The sequence below is a fragment of the Paenibacillus oryziterrae genome (assembly GCF_042610485.1).
In the GTDB taxonomy this organism is placed as follows: domain Bacteria; phylum Bacillota; class Bacilli; order Paenibacillales; family Paenibacillaceae; genus Paenibacillus_AQ.
Map to the genome: position 1 here is coordinate 43589 of NZ_JBGJZO010000006.1, position 17153 is coordinate 60741.

The 17153-nt window shown below is 48.0% G+C and carries 19 protein-coding genes; 15 read left to right on the plus strand and 4 right to left on the minus strand.

What is annotated here, in order from left to right; all coding sequences use genetic code 11:
- The first annotated feature begins 179 nt into the window (after window positions 1-179).
- The 5 genes from ACAN55_RS09010 to ACAN55_RS09030 are packed head-to-tail and all read left to right on the plus strand — an operon-like array spanning window position 180 to window position 2731.
- Window positions 180-485 carry a PadR family transcriptional regulator gene (locus tag ACAN55_RS09010; RefSeq protein WP_379131448.1) on the plus strand — a complete coding sequence of 102 codons (306 nt, stop codon included), beginning with the start codon at window positions 180-182 and terminating at the stop codon, window positions 483-485.
- Window positions 485-832 carry a DUF1048 domain-containing protein gene (locus ACAN55_RS09015; RefSeq protein WP_379131031.1) on the plus strand — a complete coding sequence of 116 codons (348 nt, stop codon included), beginning with the start codon at window positions 485-487 and terminating at the stop codon, window positions 830-832. Before ACAN55_RS09010 ends, ACAN55_RS09015 begins: the two co-directional genes overlap by 1 nt.
- A gap of 11 nt (window positions 833-843) precedes the next feature.
- Complete coding sequence (locus tag ACAN55_RS09020) at window positions 844-1194, plus strand: DUF1048 domain-containing protein (protein WP_379131033.1); 351 nt, start codon at window positions 844-846, stop codon at window positions 1192-1194.
- A gap of 15 nt (window positions 1195-1209) precedes the next feature.
- Window positions 1210-1977, plus strand: coding sequence for an ABC transporter ATP-binding protein (locus ACAN55_RS09025; RefSeq protein WP_379131035.1), 768 nt, complete (start codon window positions 1210-1212; stop codon window positions 1975-1977).
- Window positions 1970-2731, plus strand: a complete 762-nt coding sequence (locus tag ACAN55_RS09030; RefSeq protein ID WP_379131037.1) for an ABC transporter permease — start codon at window positions 1970-1972, stop codon at window positions 2729-2731. The genes ACAN55_RS09025 and ACAN55_RS09030 overlap by 8 nt, the downstream gene beginning before the upstream one ends.
- A gap of 133 nt (window positions 2732-2864) precedes the next feature.
- Here ACAN55_RS09030 and ACAN55_RS09035 read toward each other — a convergent pair whose 3' ends face one another.
- Complete coding sequence (locus tag ACAN55_RS09035; protein ID WP_379131040.1) at window positions 2865-3677, minus strand: class I SAM-dependent methyltransferase; 813 nt, start codon at window positions 3675-3677, stop codon at window positions 2865-2867.
- 271 nt (window positions 3678-3948) lie between these two features.
- On the opposite strand from ACAN55_RS09035, the gene ACAN55_RS09040 reads away from it, so the two are divergent.
- Both ACAN55_RS09040 and ACAN55_RS09045 read left to right on the plus strand, forming a co-directional pair.
- Window positions 3949-4419, plus strand: a complete 471-nt coding sequence (locus ACAN55_RS09040) for a DinB family protein (RefSeq protein WP_379131043.1) — start codon at window positions 3949-3951, stop codon at window positions 4417-4419.
- Window positions 4420-4508: 89 nt separating this feature from the next.
- Window positions 4509-5372, plus strand: coding sequence for an RCC1 domain-containing protein (locus ACAN55_RS09045; protein ID WP_379131045.1), 864 nt, complete (start codon window positions 4509-4511; stop codon window positions 5370-5372).
- 86 nt (window positions 5373-5458) lie between these two features.
- On the opposite strand, the gene ACAN55_RS09050 is transcribed toward ACAN55_RS09045, so the two are convergent.
- On the minus strand, window positions 5459-6811 hold the full coding sequence (locus ACAN55_RS09050; RefSeq protein ID WP_379131048.1) for an MATE family efflux transporter: 1353 nt from the start codon (window positions 6809-6811) through the stop codon (window positions 5459-5461).
- Between the two features lie 156 nt (window positions 6812-6967).
- On the opposite strand from ACAN55_RS09050, the gene ACAN55_RS09055 reads away from it, so the two are divergent.
- The gene (locus ACAN55_RS09055; protein WP_379131050.1) at window positions 6968-7648 is read left to right on the plus strand and encodes a TetR/AcrR family transcriptional regulator; all 681 of its coding nucleotides are present in this window, start codon (window positions 6968-6970) and stop codon (window positions 7646-7648) included.
- A 98-nt stretch (window positions 7649-7746) separates the two neighbouring features.
- On the opposite strand, the gene ACAN55_RS09060 is transcribed toward ACAN55_RS09055, so the two are convergent.
- Window positions 7747-8457, minus strand: a complete 711-nt coding sequence (locus ACAN55_RS09060; protein ID WP_379131053.1) for an SDR family NAD(P)-dependent oxidoreductase — start codon at window positions 8455-8457, stop codon at window positions 7747-7749.
- A 101-nt stretch (window positions 8458-8558) separates the two neighbouring features.
- Here ACAN55_RS09060 and ACAN55_RS09065 point away from each other — a divergent pair, with 101 nt between their 5' ends.
- From ACAN55_RS09065 to ACAN55_RS09085, 5 genes are all read left to right on the plus strand, one after another.
- Window positions 8559-8918: a MerR family transcriptional regulator gene (locus ACAN55_RS09065; RefSeq protein ID WP_379131056.1), complete on the plus strand. Its 360-nt coding sequence runs from the start codon at window positions 8559-8561 to the stop codon at window positions 8916-8918.
- Window positions 8919-9151: 233 nt separating this feature from the next.
- The gene (locus ACAN55_RS09070) at window positions 9152-10558 is read left to right on the plus strand and encodes an ABC transporter substrate-binding protein (protein WP_379131059.1); all 1407 of its coding nucleotides are present in this window, start codon (window positions 9152-9154) and stop codon (window positions 10556-10558) included.
- 62 nt (window positions 10559-10620) lie between these two features.
- Complete coding sequence (locus ACAN55_RS09075; protein ID WP_379131061.1) at window positions 10621-11598, plus strand: carbohydrate ABC transporter permease; 978 nt, start codon at window positions 10621-10623, stop codon at window positions 11596-11598.
- A gap of 3 nt (window positions 11599-11601) precedes the next feature.
- Window positions 11602-12456, plus strand: coding sequence for a carbohydrate ABC transporter permease (locus ACAN55_RS09080; protein ID WP_379131063.1), 855 nt, complete (start codon window positions 11602-11604; stop codon window positions 12454-12456).
- 153 nt (window positions 12457-12609) lie between these two features.
- The gene (locus ACAN55_RS09085; protein WP_379131066.1) at window positions 12610-13575 is read left to right on the plus strand and encodes a glycoside hydrolase family 43 protein; all 966 of its coding nucleotides are present in this window, start codon (window positions 12610-12612) and stop codon (window positions 13573-13575) included.
- A gap of 86 nt (window positions 13576-13661) precedes the next feature.
- Here the strand turns inward: ACAN55_RS09085 and ACAN55_RS09090 are convergent, their stop codons facing one another.
- Window positions 13662-14864, minus strand: a complete 1203-nt coding sequence (locus ACAN55_RS09090; protein ID WP_379131068.1) for a sugar efflux transporter — start codon at window positions 14862-14864, stop codon at window positions 13662-13664.
- Between the two features lie 84 nt (window positions 14865-14948).
- On the opposite strand from ACAN55_RS09090, the gene ACAN55_RS09095 reads away from it, so the two are divergent.
- Together ACAN55_RS09095 and ACAN55_RS09100 are read left to right on the plus strand one after the other, a co-directional pair.
- Window positions 14949-15884 (plus strand): helix-turn-helix domain-containing protein, encoded by a 936-nt coding sequence (locus ACAN55_RS09095; protein ID WP_379131071.1) that lies wholly within the window; start codon window positions 14949-14951, stop codon window positions 15882-15884.
- Window positions 15885-15979: 95 nt separating this feature from the next.
- The gene (locus tag ACAN55_RS09100; protein ID WP_379131074.1) at window positions 15980-16948 is read left to right on the plus strand and encodes an AraC family transcriptional regulator; all 969 of its coding nucleotides are present in this window, start codon (window positions 15980-15982) and stop codon (window positions 16946-16948) included.
- Window positions 16949-17153: the final 205 nt, after the last annotated feature.

A 17153-nucleotide genomic window follows, 5' to 3' on the forward strand; every position in this document is an offset into this window, starting at 1 on the left:
TGTTGATCAATCAAACAGCAGCAGTCCGGGACTTTATAAATTAAAATTTATGGTTCATTTCTTGGCAAATGCTGTTGACAATCCAACTACTACGTGTTAATTTATAGCAGTAGTAAGTATTACTTGATACCAGTGATACAGAATAGCGAGGAGTGATTAAGCTGGAAAACTTAACGGAGATGCTCAAAGGGTCGCTTGAGGGCTGCGTCCTTGAAATTATAAGTCGCCAAGAAACCTACGGCTACGAAATTACACGGCAGCTGAACGCCCTTGGCTTCACAGATGTTGTGGAGGGAACCGTGTATACCATCCTGATCCGGCTTGAAAAAAATAAGCTGGTGGAGATCACCAAGAAGCCTTCCGATATGGGACCGCCGCGAAAATTTTTCGCAATCAACGACGCGGGACGCGAGGAGCTGCGGAAGTTCTGGGAAAAGTGGGAGTTCGTATCCTCAAAAATTAACGAGTTAAAGGAGAGAATGTAATGAACTTTTGGGAAAAAATCACCGGCAGCGACATGACTAAAGAATTTAAACTTTTTGAATCGAGGGCTCATAAGCTGCCGGCTGATTATCAAGCGGCATGGGAACAAATTAAAGCCAATCTTTGGCAGAATTCTGATTTCACCGGTCGCAACCTCATGCCTATCTTTGACGGTGTGCTTGGGCTTCTGGAAGAAACAGCGGCGGACGGTCAGAGTGTCCAGGAGGCGCTGGGTGACGACATCAAAGGCTTCTGTTCAGCACTGGCCGGAGAAGAAGGGGCAAAGACTTACCGCGACAAGTGGCGTGAGCAGCTCAACACTAATATCGCTAAAAAATTAGGGAAATAGGAGGAGATACAATGAATATTCGAGATATTATTGAAGGCAAAAAAGAGTGGAGAGCACATGTGGCTCGTGTGAAAGGACTTCCGCAGGATTATCAGATTGTGTACAAAGAAATTCAAAAATATCTTTTTAAGGTTGGTCCTGTTGAACTAACAGAGGGAACGGGTTTGCTCTCGGGGATTGTCGATCTTTTTGAGGAGGGCGCGGCCTTGGGGAAAGGCGTTCTTGAAGTAACAGGCAGTGACGTAGCGGCTTTCTGCGACGAACTAATCAAGGATTCCAAAACGTATGCCGACCTCTATCAGGAATCTGTGAACCGTGATGTGAACAAGGCCATGAAAAAGTGGAGTGATAAAACAAAGTAAAAGGGGGATATGGGGATGCAAAAAGCAATTGAAGTGAAAGGTCTGCGAAAGTCTTTCAAGGCTACCGAAGTCCTAAAGGGCGTCGATTTTGAAGTGAAGCGGGGTGAGATTTTCGCCCTGCTTGGCTCCAACGGCGCGGGCAAAACAACGATTGTCAGAATCCTCACCACCCTGCTGGAACAAGACGGAGGCTCCGCTACCGTAGATGGTTTTGACGTTGCGTCAAAGCCGGATCATGTGCGGCAGGCGATCAGTTTGACCGGGCAATTTGCCGCCGTGGATGAGATATTGACCGGTCGGGAAAATCTGATTATGATCGCCAAGCTGCGGCATCTTAAAAATCCGCGTCAGGTTGCTGATGATATGCTTACACGCTTCGGCTTGACAGATGCCGCGGACCGAAAGGCAGCTACTTATTCGGGCGGTATGCGCCGCAGGCTCGACATTGCCTTGAGCCTTGTGGGTAAACCGCAGATTATTTTCCTCGACGAGCCGACTACCGGGCTTGATCCCGAGGCCCGCATTGAGGTGTGGAAGACCGTCAAGGAGCTTGCCGATGGCGGCACGACGATATTTCTAACCACGCAGTATCTGGATGAGGCTGAACAGCTTGCCGATCGAATTTCTATTTTGCATGAAGGCAGAATTATTGCAGGTGGCACGCTCGAGGAACTGAAAAAGCTGTTCCCGCCCGCAAAAGTGGAGTATGTGGAAAAACAACCAACACTTGAGGAAATCTTCCTCGCAATCATTGGTAAAAAGGAGGGGATTAACCATGAATAGATACTTTTTCACCGACATGAACGTGATGCTTGGGCGTTCGATGCGCCATGTGTTCCGCAGCATGGACACCATTATCACGGTCTGCATCACTCCCATTGCGATGATGCTGCTGTTCGTCTATGTGTTTGGCGGCGCGATTCAATCTGGTACAGATAACTATGTGAATTACCTGTTGCCCGGTATCCTGCTGATTGCGATTGCAAGTGGTATAGCCTATACGGCTTACCGTCTGTTCATGGATAAACAACGGGGCATCATTGAGCGGTTCCAATCCATGCCGATTGCGCGTTCCGCCGTGCTGTGGGGGCATGTGCTGACCTCACTGGTATCTAACATCATTTCTCTTGTCGTCATCATACTCGTAGCACTCATTATGGGTTTTCGCTCGTCGGCAGGGATCCTGCCATGGCTCGCCGTAGCCGGTATACTTGTGCTGTTTACGCTGGCATTGACTTGGGTTGCAGCGATTGCCGGATTGTCCGCGAAGTCGGTAGAAGGGGCAAGCGCATTTTCCTATCCGCTGATCTTCCTGCCCTTTATCAGCTCGGCCTTTGTACCGACCGACTCCATGCCGAGGGTCGTTCGCGCTTTTGCTAATAACCAGCCAGTGACTTCAATTGTGGAAACGATCCGCGCGCTGCTGTCAGATCAGCCTGTGGGCAATGATATATGGATTGCACTTGCGTGGTGCGTCGGAATTATGCTTGTGGCTTATATCTTTGCGATGCGCGTGTTCAAACGGAAAGCCGCTTAAACATCAAATTAAAGTCCCTTCATTAGCGACGGCGTTACTTATTTGTCAAAGGGCCGTCTTCAGCAGTTTCAAGGCCGTCGCGGTGAAGTGAGGGTATGCGTTAAATCGTGGTAGCCGTTCAGCTAACCGGAAACTATAGTTTTCTTGCTTTGATTACAAACGTTACAGGAAGCATCTGTGCTTTTTTGGCAAAATCACTGTGATCGCCCAACGATTGCAGCAGCTCCTCATCGGATTGCTCAACCATTTGCTCAATGACAAATCCCGCTTTTGCGAGTGCATTCACATAGGTGGATAGCTTACGGTCTGATAAGGTTAGCGTAGCTTCATCAAGAGATACCGAATACCAGGATTCATCGAAATAACTTTTTTTAAAGGCAAGGATATTATTCTCTGAAACCACGCATTTGTGTATAGGATGAGACCAGCTGAAAATAAATACGCCGTCTTGTTTCAGGTAAGAAGCGATCCGGCAAAAGGTACCCTCAAGGTCGGTGGTCCAGCCTATGGCATAAACCGAATATACGAAGTCGAAATAATTCTCCGGTATACCACATTCTTCTTCCATGGGAGAACAGATCAAATGTGCTGAAAGACCGCATGACGTTAATAGCTCGGTTGTCTTTTCGATTTGTTGCTCTGACAGATCCATACCCCATAGTTCAGATGCTTTGCGTTCCCCGTGATACTGCAGAGATTGTCCGCTTCCACAGCCGATTTCCAGCAGCTTTTTCCCGGAGACATCGCCAAAAAGCCGGCATGTTTCTTCTGAGACAAATGCTCCATAGAGAGGAAGTGAGGTTGCGCCTAAGACCTCATTTCCTTTTGTATCCCAAAAAATGCTGTTAGTTTGATGTATAGCATTCTTGTCCATGTCGACCGAGATAGCGCTACCAACCTCGCCTGCCCCTATAATGTTTGTTCTATAAACTGAAGTGTTGCCCATGCCTGAACCATCCCCCATAGAAAAATATGAACCTAGACGTATATCCCGGTTTGCGCGTTATCCCAATAACACATATCGAACACGAACACTCTGCGCTATTGATCCCCCAATAACGTATCATTTTTCCATGAGCATATATACCTAAAATATTCCATTCGACCATCCATAAATTCACAATTTTTTCAAGTGCATTACTGAGATTGGGAAGGTTTTGTTTGTTGAGAACAAGAATAAGTTACAATTATAAATTACTAGAATCGAGTTGATGAATATGAGTGAAAAGTTGGTAGCTGTCTTAAGAAGACAGTTTGAACCGACAGTAGAAATGTTGAAGAACCTTATCGAAGTATGTCCTGATGATTTTTGGATGGATGCCAGGCAAAAATACTGGAAGCATATATTTCATGCTACAACCAGTATGAAATTTTGGTTTAGGCAGCAGAAGGATGAAGAATTCAACATCCCTGACTTCGGTAAAGATGTAACAGAAGATTTAGATAAGGAGTGCTCTGACTACCCTTCCAAAGAGGAAATGACGAAGTACGTAGAGGATATAATGAGTGTGGCTGGTGAGTTTTTTGATGAACTTACTGACGACAGATTATTGGAACCCTGTGTACTCTACGAAGAACTAACCAAAACTGATGTAATCCTAATGCAGATCCGACATGTTCAACATCATATAGGGTATTGCAACAACATATTGAATTCGAATCAACTGGAAGTAGTGAAATGGTTATGATGACGTCTTTAAGGCTTCAAATAACGGTTTCAATGTTGAAATGATCGAATAGGAGCAGATGGACAGAGTAGAATACGAGGAGGAACGACATGTTGAAAGGGTGGTCTAATGATACGATAGCGGCCGGTCGTCGTCACACCGTTGGGCTTAAATCGGACGGTACGGTGACGGCAGCGGGTGATAATAAATGTGGCCAATGTGATGTAAGTGGCTGGCGCGATATTGTGGCGGTTGCGGCTGGTAACGTCCATATGGCGACGAATACGGGCAATGCGCATACCATCGGGCTTAAATCGGATGGCACGGTTGCGGCTGCGGGTTGGAATAAGCATGACCAATGCGAGGTTAACGGCTGGCGCAACATTATGGCGGTTGCGGCGGGTTGGCGTCGCACGGTCGGGGTTAAAATGGATGGCACGGTGGTAGCTGTGGGTCGGAATAATGAAGGCCAATGCGAGGTAAGCGGCTGGCGTGATATAGTGGCGGTGGCAGCGGGTGACTGGCATACCGTCGGGCTTCAATCGGGCGGTACGGTGGCGGCTGTAGGTAATGATCGGTATGGTCAATGCAAGGTAAGCGGCTGGTACGACATTGTGGCGGTTGCGGCGGGTTACCTCCATACAGTCGGACTTAAATCGGATGGCACGGTAGAGGCTGTGGGTGGGAATAAGCGTGGCCAATGCGAGGTTAGCGGCTGGCACAGTGTTGTGGCGATAGCGGCAGGCAGTCACCATACCGTCGGGCTTCAATCGAACGGTACGGTAGCGGCTGTCGGTTGGAATGAGCATGGACAATGCAATGTAAGTGACTGGCGGGATATTGTAGCGGTCGCGGCGGGTTGCGCACATACTCTCGGACTTAAATCGGACGGTACAGTAGTTGCTGTAGGCGATAATGAATATGGCCAATGTCATGTAAGCGGCTGGCGCGGCATCCAACTGCCCGCCAATTAGTTTTAATTATTAATAATACATATAATATAAGCCATGCGCCGATTTCCCCCGCATGGCTTATATTTTGTGTTAATCGACCAAATGGTTTACTGTGCTAAATGATCCAAATCCGGCTGCAATTTGGTTCGCAGAATATACAGCATAGTGGCACCGACAAGGAATGCGGCCGCATCCGAAATGACGAGTGACCAGACCACCCCGTGGAAGCCGTTCATGCGATTGGCGATATACAGGACAGGAATCAAAGTAGTTCCTTGAATAATTGACATAATAAACGCGGCGGTTCCTTGCGCTGTTGCTTGGAAGATCCCGGTAAACAAAGAGGTCATTCCTGTAATGAACAAGGATAGGAACGTCACATGAAGAATGTAGCTGCCCATTTCAATTAATTGCGGATCATTCGTAAATAAACCAATTAAGTGATCGGAAATCAGATAGACGATAACGCCGAACACGACTGCTAACGCCACAATCGTTTTGATTGTAAATCCAATGGTATGCTTCATGCGTAATTTATTCGCTGTAAAAGAGAAGGCAATGAGCGGCACGACTCCCTCGCATAAGCCCATCAGAATAAACTCCGGAAATTGCAATAAACGTGATGAAATCCCGAACCCCGCCACGGCCTGCTCCCCATATTCGACAAGGAAACGGTTGAATATGAGCGACATTGCCCCCATGAAGATACTCATAATAAAGACAGGAACACCGATTTTGAATACATTGCTCAGAATGTCCTTGGTAACCTTAAACCATTTTACAGAGAAAGTTAATACTTGGATCTTATATCCGATATGGAAGGCGTAGAATACACTCGCAACCAAATTAGAAATGACCGTAGCAGACGCAACACCAGTCACACCCCAATGGAAGACGAAGATGACTAACGCATCAAGAATAATATTTACGATAACACTGAGAATCATCCCGGTCATTGACGTGATCGCTGCACCCTCCGAGCGCACGATATTCTCCAGTGTGAAGAATAATACGACGATTGGTGAACCCATAAGCATAATCGTGACGTAGTCTTTTGTATATCCGAAGGAGTCAGGCGTTGCCCCCAGGCTATGAACGATTGGATCGATGAGCGGTAGGCCAACAGCCATGACAATAATTCCTAGAACTAAACTGCTGTAAAAGGCGAAGGAAGACACATGCTTTACATCATCCAGCTTTTTCTCTCCCAGCAAACGGGAGATGAATGTACCGCTACCCATGCCAATCAAGTTGCCTAGCGCCATAATAATCGCGAATAATGGCAAGGTTAGCGCGAGGGCGGTTAACATGGCAGTGTTGCCTAGTGTACCAATAAAAAAGGCGTTCAAAATGGAATATATGACACTCATTGATGTGCCTAACATCATCGGTATAGCGAAGTGGGCTATAGCTTTTGCGACAGGTGCTTTTTCAAAGTAATGGAGGTTTTCTGTATCCATGTGGATCACTACTTTCTTCTTTTAATTTGGTCTTCTAATCTTCTGGGATCTCATAATCTAACGGTGTTAGGTTGAACCTTACAGTGTTAGATGATATCATGAACCTATGAACCTGTAAAGCATAAACTTACACTGTTAGATAGAGGGCGGAGATCAATGAAAAAGCAGCAGCCTCAGATTTCGGAGGATAAGATTCTGGAAGCCTCGTGGGCGCTTCTGGAGGAGGAGGGCATTGAGAAATTCAGTATGAGACGATTGGCCGACCGGCTGGGCATTCAGGCTCCTTCCCTGTACTGGTATTTCAAGAGCAAGCAGAAACTCTATCAGCGTCTGGCCAACCAGGTATCGAAAATCATCCTGGAAGAGTTCCACTCCGAGGGCTCCTGGAAGGAGCAGCTGGCAGAGCTTGCCACAACGGTACGGAATGTACTCCGCCGATATTCCTGCTCTACTCAGATCATGATGCTGACGCTGCCCATGGAGCCGGATATTATCCGGTTCACCAACCGTATGCTGCTCTGCGTGGAATCGACGCCGCTTGCGGAAGAACAGAAATTGCAAGCGGTTCTTACACTTGTGAACTATGTCTTCTACTTCGTTCTGGACGATTATCAGAATCAGCGGAGTTTCTCCGCGATTCTTGAGGACCACGAGGTGCATCCGGGATGGGAGATGATCCGCCTTCTGGATTCCATGAGTGAGACGGACGCAGGACTGTTCGGGAGAATGTACAAGAGCGGAACGTTTCAGCTGATGGGGAGCGACGCGGCGTTTGAGAATGGCCTGAAGCTGATTCTGCTCGGGATTGAACTGGTCATAAAGGAGCAGGAGAAGTAGTATGTAAAAAACCGCTCATCCGGTATGGATGGGCGGTTTGTCTTCTTGTGCTATTGTTAAACGTGATCTGCCTGTATTGCAGTAACGTTGTTAAGGGATTACCACGCATATACTCCATTTTCGTCCAGAAATTCACCGTTGTGCCCCTTACCATCCGTTGCGTATCCTACGATAATAGCAGCGGCGTCTGCTTTCGATTTACCACCTTGAGCATTGCCGTTTAGATCCGTTGTGGTGAAACCCGGCGTTACTGCAAACACTTGAGCGTTGCTGTTTCTTAGTTCATAAGCCATCGAAAGGGTCATGGCGTTGTTGGCTGTTTTAGACGAATTATAGTCGAAGGCGTTTAACGTGAATTCTGCATTTTGCATATGATCCAGGGAGGCCATGTCGGTCGATACATTGACGATAGTGCCTTCGTTATTCTTGATTAACGGGAACAAACGCTGGTTTAAACGGAAGGTTCCGAAGAAATTAACCTCAAAGGCGTTACGCAGGTCTTTTTCCTTAGTTTCTGTAAAAGAGCGAGAGAAAGCGCCCGGCATACCGGCGTTATTGATTAAAAGCATCAGGTCCGGATAGTTCTTCTTAATCATGTCCGCAGCCTGCTCAATTTGTTCCAAATCAGCCATATCTACTTGTACGAATTCCACGTCTAATCCCTGGGCAGCTAGTTCAGAAACGGCAGCCTCACCCCGTTCGCGGCTACGGGCACCAACAACTACTTTCCAGCCTGCTTCACCAAGCTGTTTGGCAATTTCAAATCCAATTCCTTTATTAGCACCGGTTACAAATGCGGTCTTGTTCATATAAGTTCCTCTTTTCGGGTATATTTTCGTTTAACAATTTATAAGTTACTATGCTACACTTAGTGTAGGTCAATAATATATTTTTAATAAGTGGGGATACCATGCTTACGATCGGACAAGTGGCAAAGGAAGCCGGATTAAATATAGGAGCGATTCGTTTCTATGAAAGAAAAGGTTTGTTAGAACCGGCTGCACGGAGCGAGCAGAATAATCGTCTGTATACCAACCATGAGCTGGGCTGGCTGGTATTCATCAAATGTCTTCGTGAGACCGGGATGAGTGTGGAGGACATTAAACAATACTATGAGATGGTTAAAGCCGGAACCGCGACTCTGCCTGAGAGAATTAAGCTTATTCAGGATCAGAAGCAAAGGCTTTTGGATGATATTGAAGAGAAAAAAGCGCAGCTCGTTCACTTAGAGCATAAGCTTGTTCGTTATTATAACGGTGAAAATTACTAGAAAGACCCGCTGAAAGTCAGTCTCGAATAGGCAATGAAGCGGGTAATCCATGAAAGAGATATTGGACGCCAGGTAGTATCCTTGGTGTCTTTTTTATGCCTTTCTTCCATTCAAAATCCAATAAAAGTGGAGTTTCTCCCAATGAGCGGTTACTTATGTAAGCGGTTTATTCCATTTATACTATGTATGCGGTTACAAAAAACCGAGGAATAAATAAAAAGGGGAGGCAAAGTATGAAAAGTATGAAACGTAGTTTAGTAGGGATCTCTGCATTGCTCGTGATGTCATCTGCTCTCGCAGCGTGTGGGGGGAACAATTCAAACTCAAACTCAAACGCATCAAGCCCAACTAATGCCCCAGCAGCAAACGCAACAGAGGCTCCAGCTAAAAGCACTGAGAAAGTGACGATCAATCTCTGGAGTTTCACGGACGAGATTCCGAACATGACCAAAAAGTATATCGAAACTCATCCCGACGCGAATGTTGAGTTCAAAACAACAGTTATCGCAACCACAGATGGTGCTTATCAGCCAGCTCTTGACCAAGCACTGGCCGCTGGCGGCAAAGATGCTCCGGACATTTATGCAGCTGAATCTGCATTCGTACTCAAGTATACACAAGGCGACGCATCCAGTTATGCTGCCAACTATGCTGATCTCGGCCTTGACGATCAAATGGTTAAGGACGCAGGCATTGCCCAATACTCCGTTGATATCGGTAGCTTAGACGGCCAGCTTAAAGGCCTCGGCTATCAAGCGACTGGCGGATCCTTTATCTATCGCCGTTCGATTGCCAAGGATGTATTCGGTACAGATGATCCGGCCGCAATCAAAGCTGAAGTTGGACCAGGCTGGGATAAGTTCTTCGAAGCAGCTACGAAGCTGAAAGCTAAAGGATACGGTATCGTTTCCGGTGACGGAGATATTTGGCACCCGATCGAGAACAGTTCCGACAAAGGCTGGATTGTTGATGGTAAGCTTCATATCGATCCGAAGCGTGAAGCGTTCCTTGATCTTTCCAAAAAGCTGAAAGACAATAACTATCACAACGATACGACTGACTGGACTGAAGCATGGTACGCGGATATGTCCGGTACTGGCGCACAACCGGTCTTCGGATTCTTCGGTCCTGCTTGGCTGATTAACTATGTTATGAACGGTCAAGTGAAAGACACCAATGGTGACTGGGCTGTTACTGAACCACCAACAGGCTTCTTCTGGGGAGGCACTTGGTTGCTGGCTCACAAAGACGTAGTTCAGGATGAGGCCAAGAAACAAGCTGTTGCCGACTTTATCAAATGGGTTACACTCGATACTTCCGAAACAGGCCTCCAGTACTACTGGGCTAACGGCACTATGAAGGAAGGCGAGCAAGGCACGAAAGATAGCGTTGCATCCTCTGTTGTTATGGGTAAATCTAACGGTGAAGTTCCACTGCTTGGTGGACAAAACATGTTCGACGTGTTCGTTCCGGCTAACGCTAACGCTTCCGGTAAGAACTTGACTCAATACGATGAAACAATCAACAAGCTCTGGCGTGATCAAACCCGTGAATACACTGCGGGCAACAAATCCCGTGAAGATGCGATCAAAACCTTCAAGCAACAAGTTAAAGACCAGCTTAACATCGATAGCGAATAAGAAGTAGCAGAAGGGGCGGGTGAGTTATCCCGCCCCTTCATATCAACTAATGAGGTGAGAGCATGCGCCGCAAAGGTGTCAACTATTCGAAATACGGCTATATTTTTACCTTTCCATTTGTCCTGGCATTTCTGATCTTCTCGCTGTATCCCATTCTATACACAGCGGTCATCGGATTCACCAATATGCAGGGACTCATACCTAAACCGATTCATATCCTGGATGACCCATTCCAGAACTTTAAACAACTCATTTTTGAAAATGAATCATTCCGTAAGTCTCTAATTAACACCGGGCTTCTCTGGATTACCAACTTTGTTCCCCAGATCCTTCTCGCGCTCTTGCTCACCGCATGGTTCACGAACCGGCGCCTCAATATCAAGGGGCAAGGCTTATTCAAAGTTTTACTCTACATGCCGAATATTATCACAGCCAGTACAATCGCTGTGTTGTTCAGTACATTATTTGCCTACCCTATGGGTCCGGTAAACAGTTTGTTTCAAGCGCTGGGATGGACCGATGCTCCGATATTCTTCCTGCAGGACAAGACGACGGCGCGGGGCATTGTGGCGTTCATCCAGTTCTGGATGTGGTACGGGAACACCATGATCATCCTGATCGCAGGGGTTATGGGTATCAATCCGGCGCTCTTCGAATCTGCAGCGATTGATGGTGCGAACGGGTTTCAAACCTTCTTCCGCATCACACTGCCGAGTCTTCGTACGATAATGCTGTTCACGCTGATTACATCGATGATCGGTGGCTTGACGATGTTCGATATTCCACAGCTATTCCTGGCAGGTGGACCGGACGATTCGACGCTTACCACCTCCATGTTTATCTACGGGCAAGCATTTAAGGGAAGTTATATGTATAATCGTGCCGCAGCAGCAAGCATGATCATGTTCGTGATCGCTGGGATATTGTCCGGACTCGTGTTCTACCTGATGCGTGACCGGGACGCGGCTAAATTGAAAAAAGCACTAAAAATGAAAAAAAGAAATGAAAAAGCTGCCAAAGCAGCCGTGCGGGAGGTGTAAGACATGCAAAAAGTCAAGGAAAGTGGAACCATTAACCGTAGAATAAACAAGACCATCATCTATATCGTCTGTATCTCTTTGGCGCTGCTGAGCATCCTTCCCTTTTGGATCATGTTTATAAACGCCACACGGTCTACACCGGAAATCCAAAGCGGCATTTCGCTGCTTCCTTCGAGCCACATGATGAGAAATATCCAGGTACTGCTGGATAAGAGCTTCGATCCTCTTCAAGGGTTCATGAACTCGCTCATTATTTCTACTTCTGCAACGCTTTGCACAGTTTATTTCTCATCCTTGGCGGCTTATGGTCTTGTAACCTACGACTGGAAGCTGCGGGGGCCATTCTTCACCTTTATCCTGTGCGTGATGATGATTCCTTCCCAGGCAAGCGCCATCGGTTTCTATCAATTCATGTATAAGCTGCATTGGACCAATAGCTTCTGGCCGCTGATTCTGCCGGCGATTGCCGCACCGGCGGTGGTGTTCTTTATGCGCCAATACCTGCTTGCAACATTGTCGTTAGAGATCGTGGAAGCAGCGCGCGTTGACGGATCGGGTGAGTTCTTCACGTTCAACCGTATCATCCTGCCGCTGATGATGCCGGCAGTAGCAACGCAAGCGATCTTTGCCTTTGTAGCGAACTGGAACAACCTGTTCATGCCGCTGATCCTGCTGACGCAGAAGGAAAAATATACGATGCCGGTCATGGTCAGCCTTTTGAAGGGAGATATATACAAGATGGAGTTCGGCTCGATTTATATGGGGCTGGCCTTGACCGCATTACCTCTCTTTGTCGTGTACTTCCTGTTATCCCGTTATATTATTGCGGGTGTAGCGCTGGGTGGCGTGAAAGAATAACTCTGCTAACCCGGCTTCAAAGACAAATGACACCGCACGTGAATGTATCAAATCCTAATAGAGACCTGTTGATTACCTAAATTAGAGTTAGGAGAGCTACCTTTCTTTGGCTAATCAACAGGCGTAAATTCCACTCAGGAGGAGAAACCTACTATGGCAGCACAGAATGAACCTCTAGTTACCCATCTTTATACAGCCGATCCCTCCGCTCATGTATTTGAGGGCAAGCTGTATATTTACCCTTCTCATGACATCGACCACGATGGACCTACGAACGATAATGGCGACCAATATGCGATGGAAGATTATCATGTGTTCTCCTTAGACAATCCGGAGTCCCCATGTGTAGATCACGGGGAGGCGCTTCATATCCGGGATGTGCCTTGGGCTTCGCAGCAAATGTGGGCGCCCGATGCCGCGTACCGGCAGGGGACGTATTATTTATTCTTCCCGGCCCGGGACAAGGATGGCATTTTCCGTATCGGGGTAGCTACATCAGCCTCTCCGGCAGGTCCTTTTCAGGCCCAGGAGAGCTATATCGAAGGAAGCTTCAGCATTGATCCCGCCGTATTCGTGGACGAGGATGAGAGCGCCTATATGTATTTCGGCGGCTTATGGGGCGGACAATTGGAAAAATGGCACACTGGCTCATTCCAGCCAGATGCGGTAGAGAAAGGCCCTGGTGAACCGGCGTACGGCCCTCGGGTGGCTGAATTGAGTCAAGACATGTTGTCCTTTAAGTCAGCGCCGCAGGAAATCTCCATTGTAGATGAAGAGGGGAACCCGCTTCTTGCGGGTGATGAAGACAGAAGATATTTCGAAGGCCCATGGATGCACAAGCATATGGGAAAATATTATCTGTCCTACTCCACGGGCACGACTCATAAGATTGTCTACGCGGTGAGCGATAAGCCTTGCGGACCCTTTGTCTTCCAAGGGACGATTCTGAATCCGGTCATTGGCTGGACGACCCACCATTCGATCGTGGAGTTTGACGGCAAATGGTATTTGTTCTACCATGACGCATCGTTATCCGGTGGTGTGGATCACAAGCGCAGCGTCAAATTTACGGAGATTCATTATGACGAAAACGGCAGAATCCTGCCTGTAATTCTATAGCATCTTTTAACCCAACAATGAAATGAAAATAAGGATGTCTTGAAGCAAAGCTTCGAAGACATCCTTATTTGTCGTTTGTAAAGACGTCACAATTCGTAAATTTCATTAGCGGATTGCCGCTGTGGTATCGCCAGGAGGCCTAAAGATATGACAGCCAGAAGCAGGCATCCCCAGAACGCATGACGGTAGCCGACCCACTGCGCAGCTGCTCCTCCAACCAAGCTCCCCGCAAGCCTTCCGATTGTAGTCGAGTTCGTATAAAGGGTTGAGGCATATCCGGGAAGATCCGGAAGCAGGTCTTGAATGTAGCTGATGCCAATGGCGGAAATCACGGCTACAAAAAAGGCCAGCAGCACCTGTCCGGCTAGAATCTGCCACAGCCCCGTTGTCGCAAGTACCACTACATAATAGGCTCCCCCTGCCGCGATCCCCCAGAACATAAGCGCGCGGGCTGAATATTTAGCAGCCAGACCTCCCAGAGCCAGCATAAAAGGAATCTCCAGCAAGGCGCAAATACTGGATACCGAGGCTACATTGCGTGTGTTGCCTTCTAGCGTATTGATGATGAATAACGAAATGTTCAGGTTATTGATCCAGTGCCCCGTATACAGCAGCGTCAAGACCAGAAAGGGAATCAATACCTTGGAATTCTGATGCAGCTTGAAGGGAGGACCTGCCTTGATCTTGGTTTGCGTTTGCCTTGTGGGACTCTTCACAAAGAATTGGACAAGCAGGGCGTTGCACAATAAGATCAATGCCGTGCTCATAAAGATCCCTGGGAAATCCCAATGATTGAGGATGACTGATCCGATCAGCGGGCCGAGAATGAAACCAAGGGAGAACATCGAACGAAGGCTGGAATTGGCCAAGGCATGATCGACAGAAGGGCTGGCATTCACGGCTTCCCTGGCACTTGCGAACAGCTGCGGCATAGCAGGCGCTCCGACTGCTGTGAATACGGTCATGTACAGGAGCAGCAGATAGAAATCATGAATGAACAAATAGCCGGCAAAGGCCATGGTGTTAAACAGCAGAGCGGTAACCATCAATTTTTTACGGCTCAGACCGGAATCGGACCGTTTGGCAATCCGTGAGCTGAACCATACCCCGCTGATCAAAGTCACTGCTGTGAAGATCCCGAAGGTTCCCGCAGAAACACCAAGCTTAGTTGTAAAATAAACCGCGAGAAACGGCGAGCTTATGGAGATAGCCATTCCTTGCAGCATCATGCAGGTCATAAATATGGAATAACTGGGAATCGAAAAAAGAGTGCGTATTCGGTTTAACATGTCTGTGTAGAGTCTCCTTCAGAATCTGTTTGCGGCATTATCTTTGATTTGGTTATAGTATAGTTAATAGTTTAAGATTAATGAATGTTTTATCTGGTTGTATACCTCTACTATTTGGCTGGAAAGGTGATTGCAATGGATTTGAAGCTTCATGCCTGTGCCTATTCCTTCCATACGCTTCCTTTTACAACCTCATTCACTCCGCCGCCGTTTTTTCTGTTTCGCTTGCAAGTAGTTGGTAGCAGCCGAGCGCTGGTGAATGGCAAAATGAGTGTGATTCATCCAGGGGATTTGCTGATCTACAGGCCTGGGGAGCCTTATCATCTGGTGGTTGAAGAGATGGATGGAAAAATCGAGAGCGGCGATTACTATCTCCTGTGCGAGGGGGAGTGGATCGAGAAATGGTGGGTGGCCCAGCCCCGGCGGATGCAGCAGAGGATTCACCTGGATTCGGGATTGCTGTCTTTATGGCAGCAGCTTAGTATAGAACAGCACCGGATCGTACAGGAGAACGCTGAGCTGATTCAGCACCTGCTCTGCGCACTTTGCCTATCGCTTGACCGGCTAACGGTAGAATCTAATTCCGAGCAGGGCAAGCTGGGGCGTTCCAACGAGTTGGTTATGCGGATGAGACGCTATATCAATGAGCATGCGCTTAGGCCGTTGCGGGTGGAGGAAGTAGCTAGCCATGTTGGCCTTAGTGTATCTCGGGCGGTGCATCTTTTTAAAGAGTTGACAGGATATACAATTATTCACTACACGCAAGAGATTCGTTTATCTAACGCACTGGAACGGATACGATATACTGACTTAAGTCTGGAAAATATCGCCGGAAGCTGTGGGTTTGGTACCTATTCTTATTTTCATAAGGTATTTAAGGCCAGATATGGCATTTCGCCAAAAACAATCCGTGCCCGCCCGCAAGGGCTCAAGCCGGAAGGGAGTTATGTCATAACCAGCGGGGAGAAGAAGCTGTCCGGCCTGACTGAGGGTGCGCGGCGGTTTCTGAACAGCAAATAATTGAAAGAAGGATCATCTTATCCAGATCCTATCCGCTTTAGGCAGTGGGGCGGAACGGAGAAGCAAATATCTAAACCGGCAGGAGTTGCACAATCATGAGCATACGAAATGAACTATCGGGTTCACTGGCTTCAGTCAAGGACGGAGGGCTGCTGGAGGCGGAAACGGCCCGGCTGGCAAGCCTGATTTATGAGAATACACCGCATGATGGCGTCTTTAATCAGCATATTCTGGGGTTGAATCTCAGCCGCTTCTCGCGGGCGGATTCGGATGGCTTGAAAACAGTACACCAGCCGTCACTGCTGCTTGTAGCACAAGGAGCAAAGACGGTGATGATTGGACATGAAGTGTATCATTTCGGGAGGATGGATATGTTCATGTTCCCCGTTGCCCTGCCGGTAGCGCTGAAGACTACACAGGCCAGCCCTGCGGAGCCGTTTCTGGCGATCCGGCTGGATCTGGATTCACAGCGGATTGCGGAGCTGGTTCTGAAAATATACCCGCAAGGTTTGCCTGTCATCCGGCAGTGGAAGGCCGGGTACGTGACGGGTGCGGACTTTGGCATGATAAACGCAGCGGCGCGGTTGGTTGAATGCCTGCAAAGTCCGGGCGATGCTGAATTACTCGCTCCGCTTGTCATGGACGAGATTCTGATTCGTCTGCTGCGCAGTCCGATCGGTGTTCAGGTGGCGGAGATGGGACTTACAGACTCGGGTGTGCAGCGGATTGCCAAGGTAATTACCTGGCTGCGGGACAATTACGCGCAAGAGATGAAGGTCGCGGACCTGGCCGAGCTTGCGCATATGAGCGAGTCATCGTTCCGTGAGCACTTCAAGTCTTTGACCTCAATGAGCCCGGTTCAATATCAGAAGGCGCTGCGCCTTCATGAAGCCCGTCGTCTGATGCTGTCCCGCCAGATGGACGCAACTTCGGCGAGCCAGATGGTAGGGTATGTGAGTAGTTCCCAGTTTAGCCGAGAGTATAGCCGCTTCTTCGGAAGTCCACCAAGCAGGGATGTTGCGAACTTGCGTCAGCAGACTCAAATGCCGAAGACGATGGACTAGCTGGTGCGGGAAACTACCATTCCTGAACAACAGAAACTAGCCTTGGATAGTGACAAAAACACAGAAAAGCCGTTGGTGTGTGCCCACGGCTTTTTGTTGTGGCTTCGCATCTCCGGTTGAACCGGGGCATCGTGGCGGATCAGGCAAGAAGTGAATTGGAACAGGCAAAGAAGCGGGGAGTGCAAGGCCTATAATAAGGCTGTAC

What these genes read in the sequence shown, in the direction of transcription:
- ACAN55_RS09090 (WP_379131068.1), bottom strand. Translation starts at nt 14,864, where the DNA reads ATGTTAAACCGAATACGCACTCTTTTTTCGATTCCCAGTTATTCCATA.
- ACAN55_RS09010 (WP_379131448.1), top strand. Translation starts at nt 180, where the DNA reads ATGCTCAAAGGGTCGCTTGAGGGCTGCGTCCTTGAAATTATAAGTCGC.
- ACAN55_RS09085 (WP_379131066.1), top strand. Translation starts at nt 12,610, where the DNA reads ATGGCAGCACAGAATGAACCTCTAGTTACCCATCTTTATACAGCCGAT.
- ACAN55_RS09035 (WP_379131040.1), bottom strand. Translation starts at nt 3,677, where the DNA reads ATGGGCAACACTTCAGTTTATAGAACAAACATTATAGGGGCAGGCGAG.
- ACAN55_RS09095 (WP_379131071.1), top strand. Translation starts at nt 14,949, where the DNA reads ATGTTTTATCTGGTTGTATACCTCTACTATTTGGCTGGAAAGGTGATT.
- ACAN55_RS09060 (WP_379131053.1), bottom strand. Translation starts at nt 8,457, where the DNA reads ATGAACAAGACCGCATTTGTAACCGGTGCTAATAAAGGAATTGGATTT.
- ACAN55_RS09030 (WP_379131037.1), top strand. Translation starts at nt 1,970, where the DNA reads ATGAATAGATACTTTTTCACCGACATGAACGTGATGCTTGGGCGTTCG.
- ACAN55_RS09050 (WP_379131048.1), bottom strand. Translation starts at nt 6,811, where the DNA reads ATGGATACAGAAAACCTCCATTACTTTGAAAAAGCACCTGTCGCAAAA.
- ACAN55_RS09015 (WP_379131031.1), top strand. Translation starts at nt 485, where the DNA reads ATGAACTTTTGGGAAAAAATCACCGGCAGCGACATGACTAAAGAATTT.
- ACAN55_RS09070 (WP_379131059.1), top strand. Translation starts at nt 9,152, where the DNA reads ATGAAAAGTATGAAACGTAGTTTAGTAGGGATCTCTGCATTGCTCGTG.
- ACAN55_RS09100 (WP_379131074.1), top strand. Translation starts at nt 15,980, where the DNA reads ATGAGCATACGAAATGAACTATCGGGTTCACTGGCTTCAGTCAAGGAC.
- ACAN55_RS09080 (WP_379131063.1), top strand. Translation starts at nt 11,602, where the DNA reads ATGCAAAAAGTCAAGGAAAGTGGAACCATTAACCGTAGAATAAACAAG.
- ACAN55_RS09075 (WP_379131061.1), top strand. Translation starts at nt 10,621, where the DNA reads ATGCGCCGCAAAGGTGTCAACTATTCGAAATACGGCTATATTTTTACC.
- ACAN55_RS09055 (WP_379131050.1), top strand. Translation starts at nt 6,968, where the DNA reads ATGAAAAAGCAGCAGCCTCAGATTTCGGAGGATAAGATTCTGGAAGCC.
- ACAN55_RS09045 (WP_379131045.1), top strand. Translation starts at nt 4,509, where the DNA reads ATGTTGAAAGGGTGGTCTAATGATACGATAGCGGCCGGTCGTCGTCAC.
- ACAN55_RS09020 (WP_379131033.1), top strand. Translation starts at nt 844, where the DNA reads ATGAATATTCGAGATATTATTGAAGGCAAAAAAGAGTGGAGAGCACAT.
- ACAN55_RS09040 (WP_379131043.1), top strand. Translation starts at nt 3,949, where the DNA reads ATGAGTGAAAAGTTGGTAGCTGTCTTAAGAAGACAGTTTGAACCGACA.
- ACAN55_RS09025 (WP_379131035.1), top strand. Translation starts at nt 1,210, where the DNA reads ATGCAAAAAGCAATTGAAGTGAAAGGTCTGCGAAAGTCTTTCAAGGCT.
- ACAN55_RS09065 (WP_379131056.1), top strand. Translation starts at nt 8,559, where the DNA reads ATGCTTACGATCGGACAAGTGGCAAAGGAAGCCGGATTAAATATAGGA.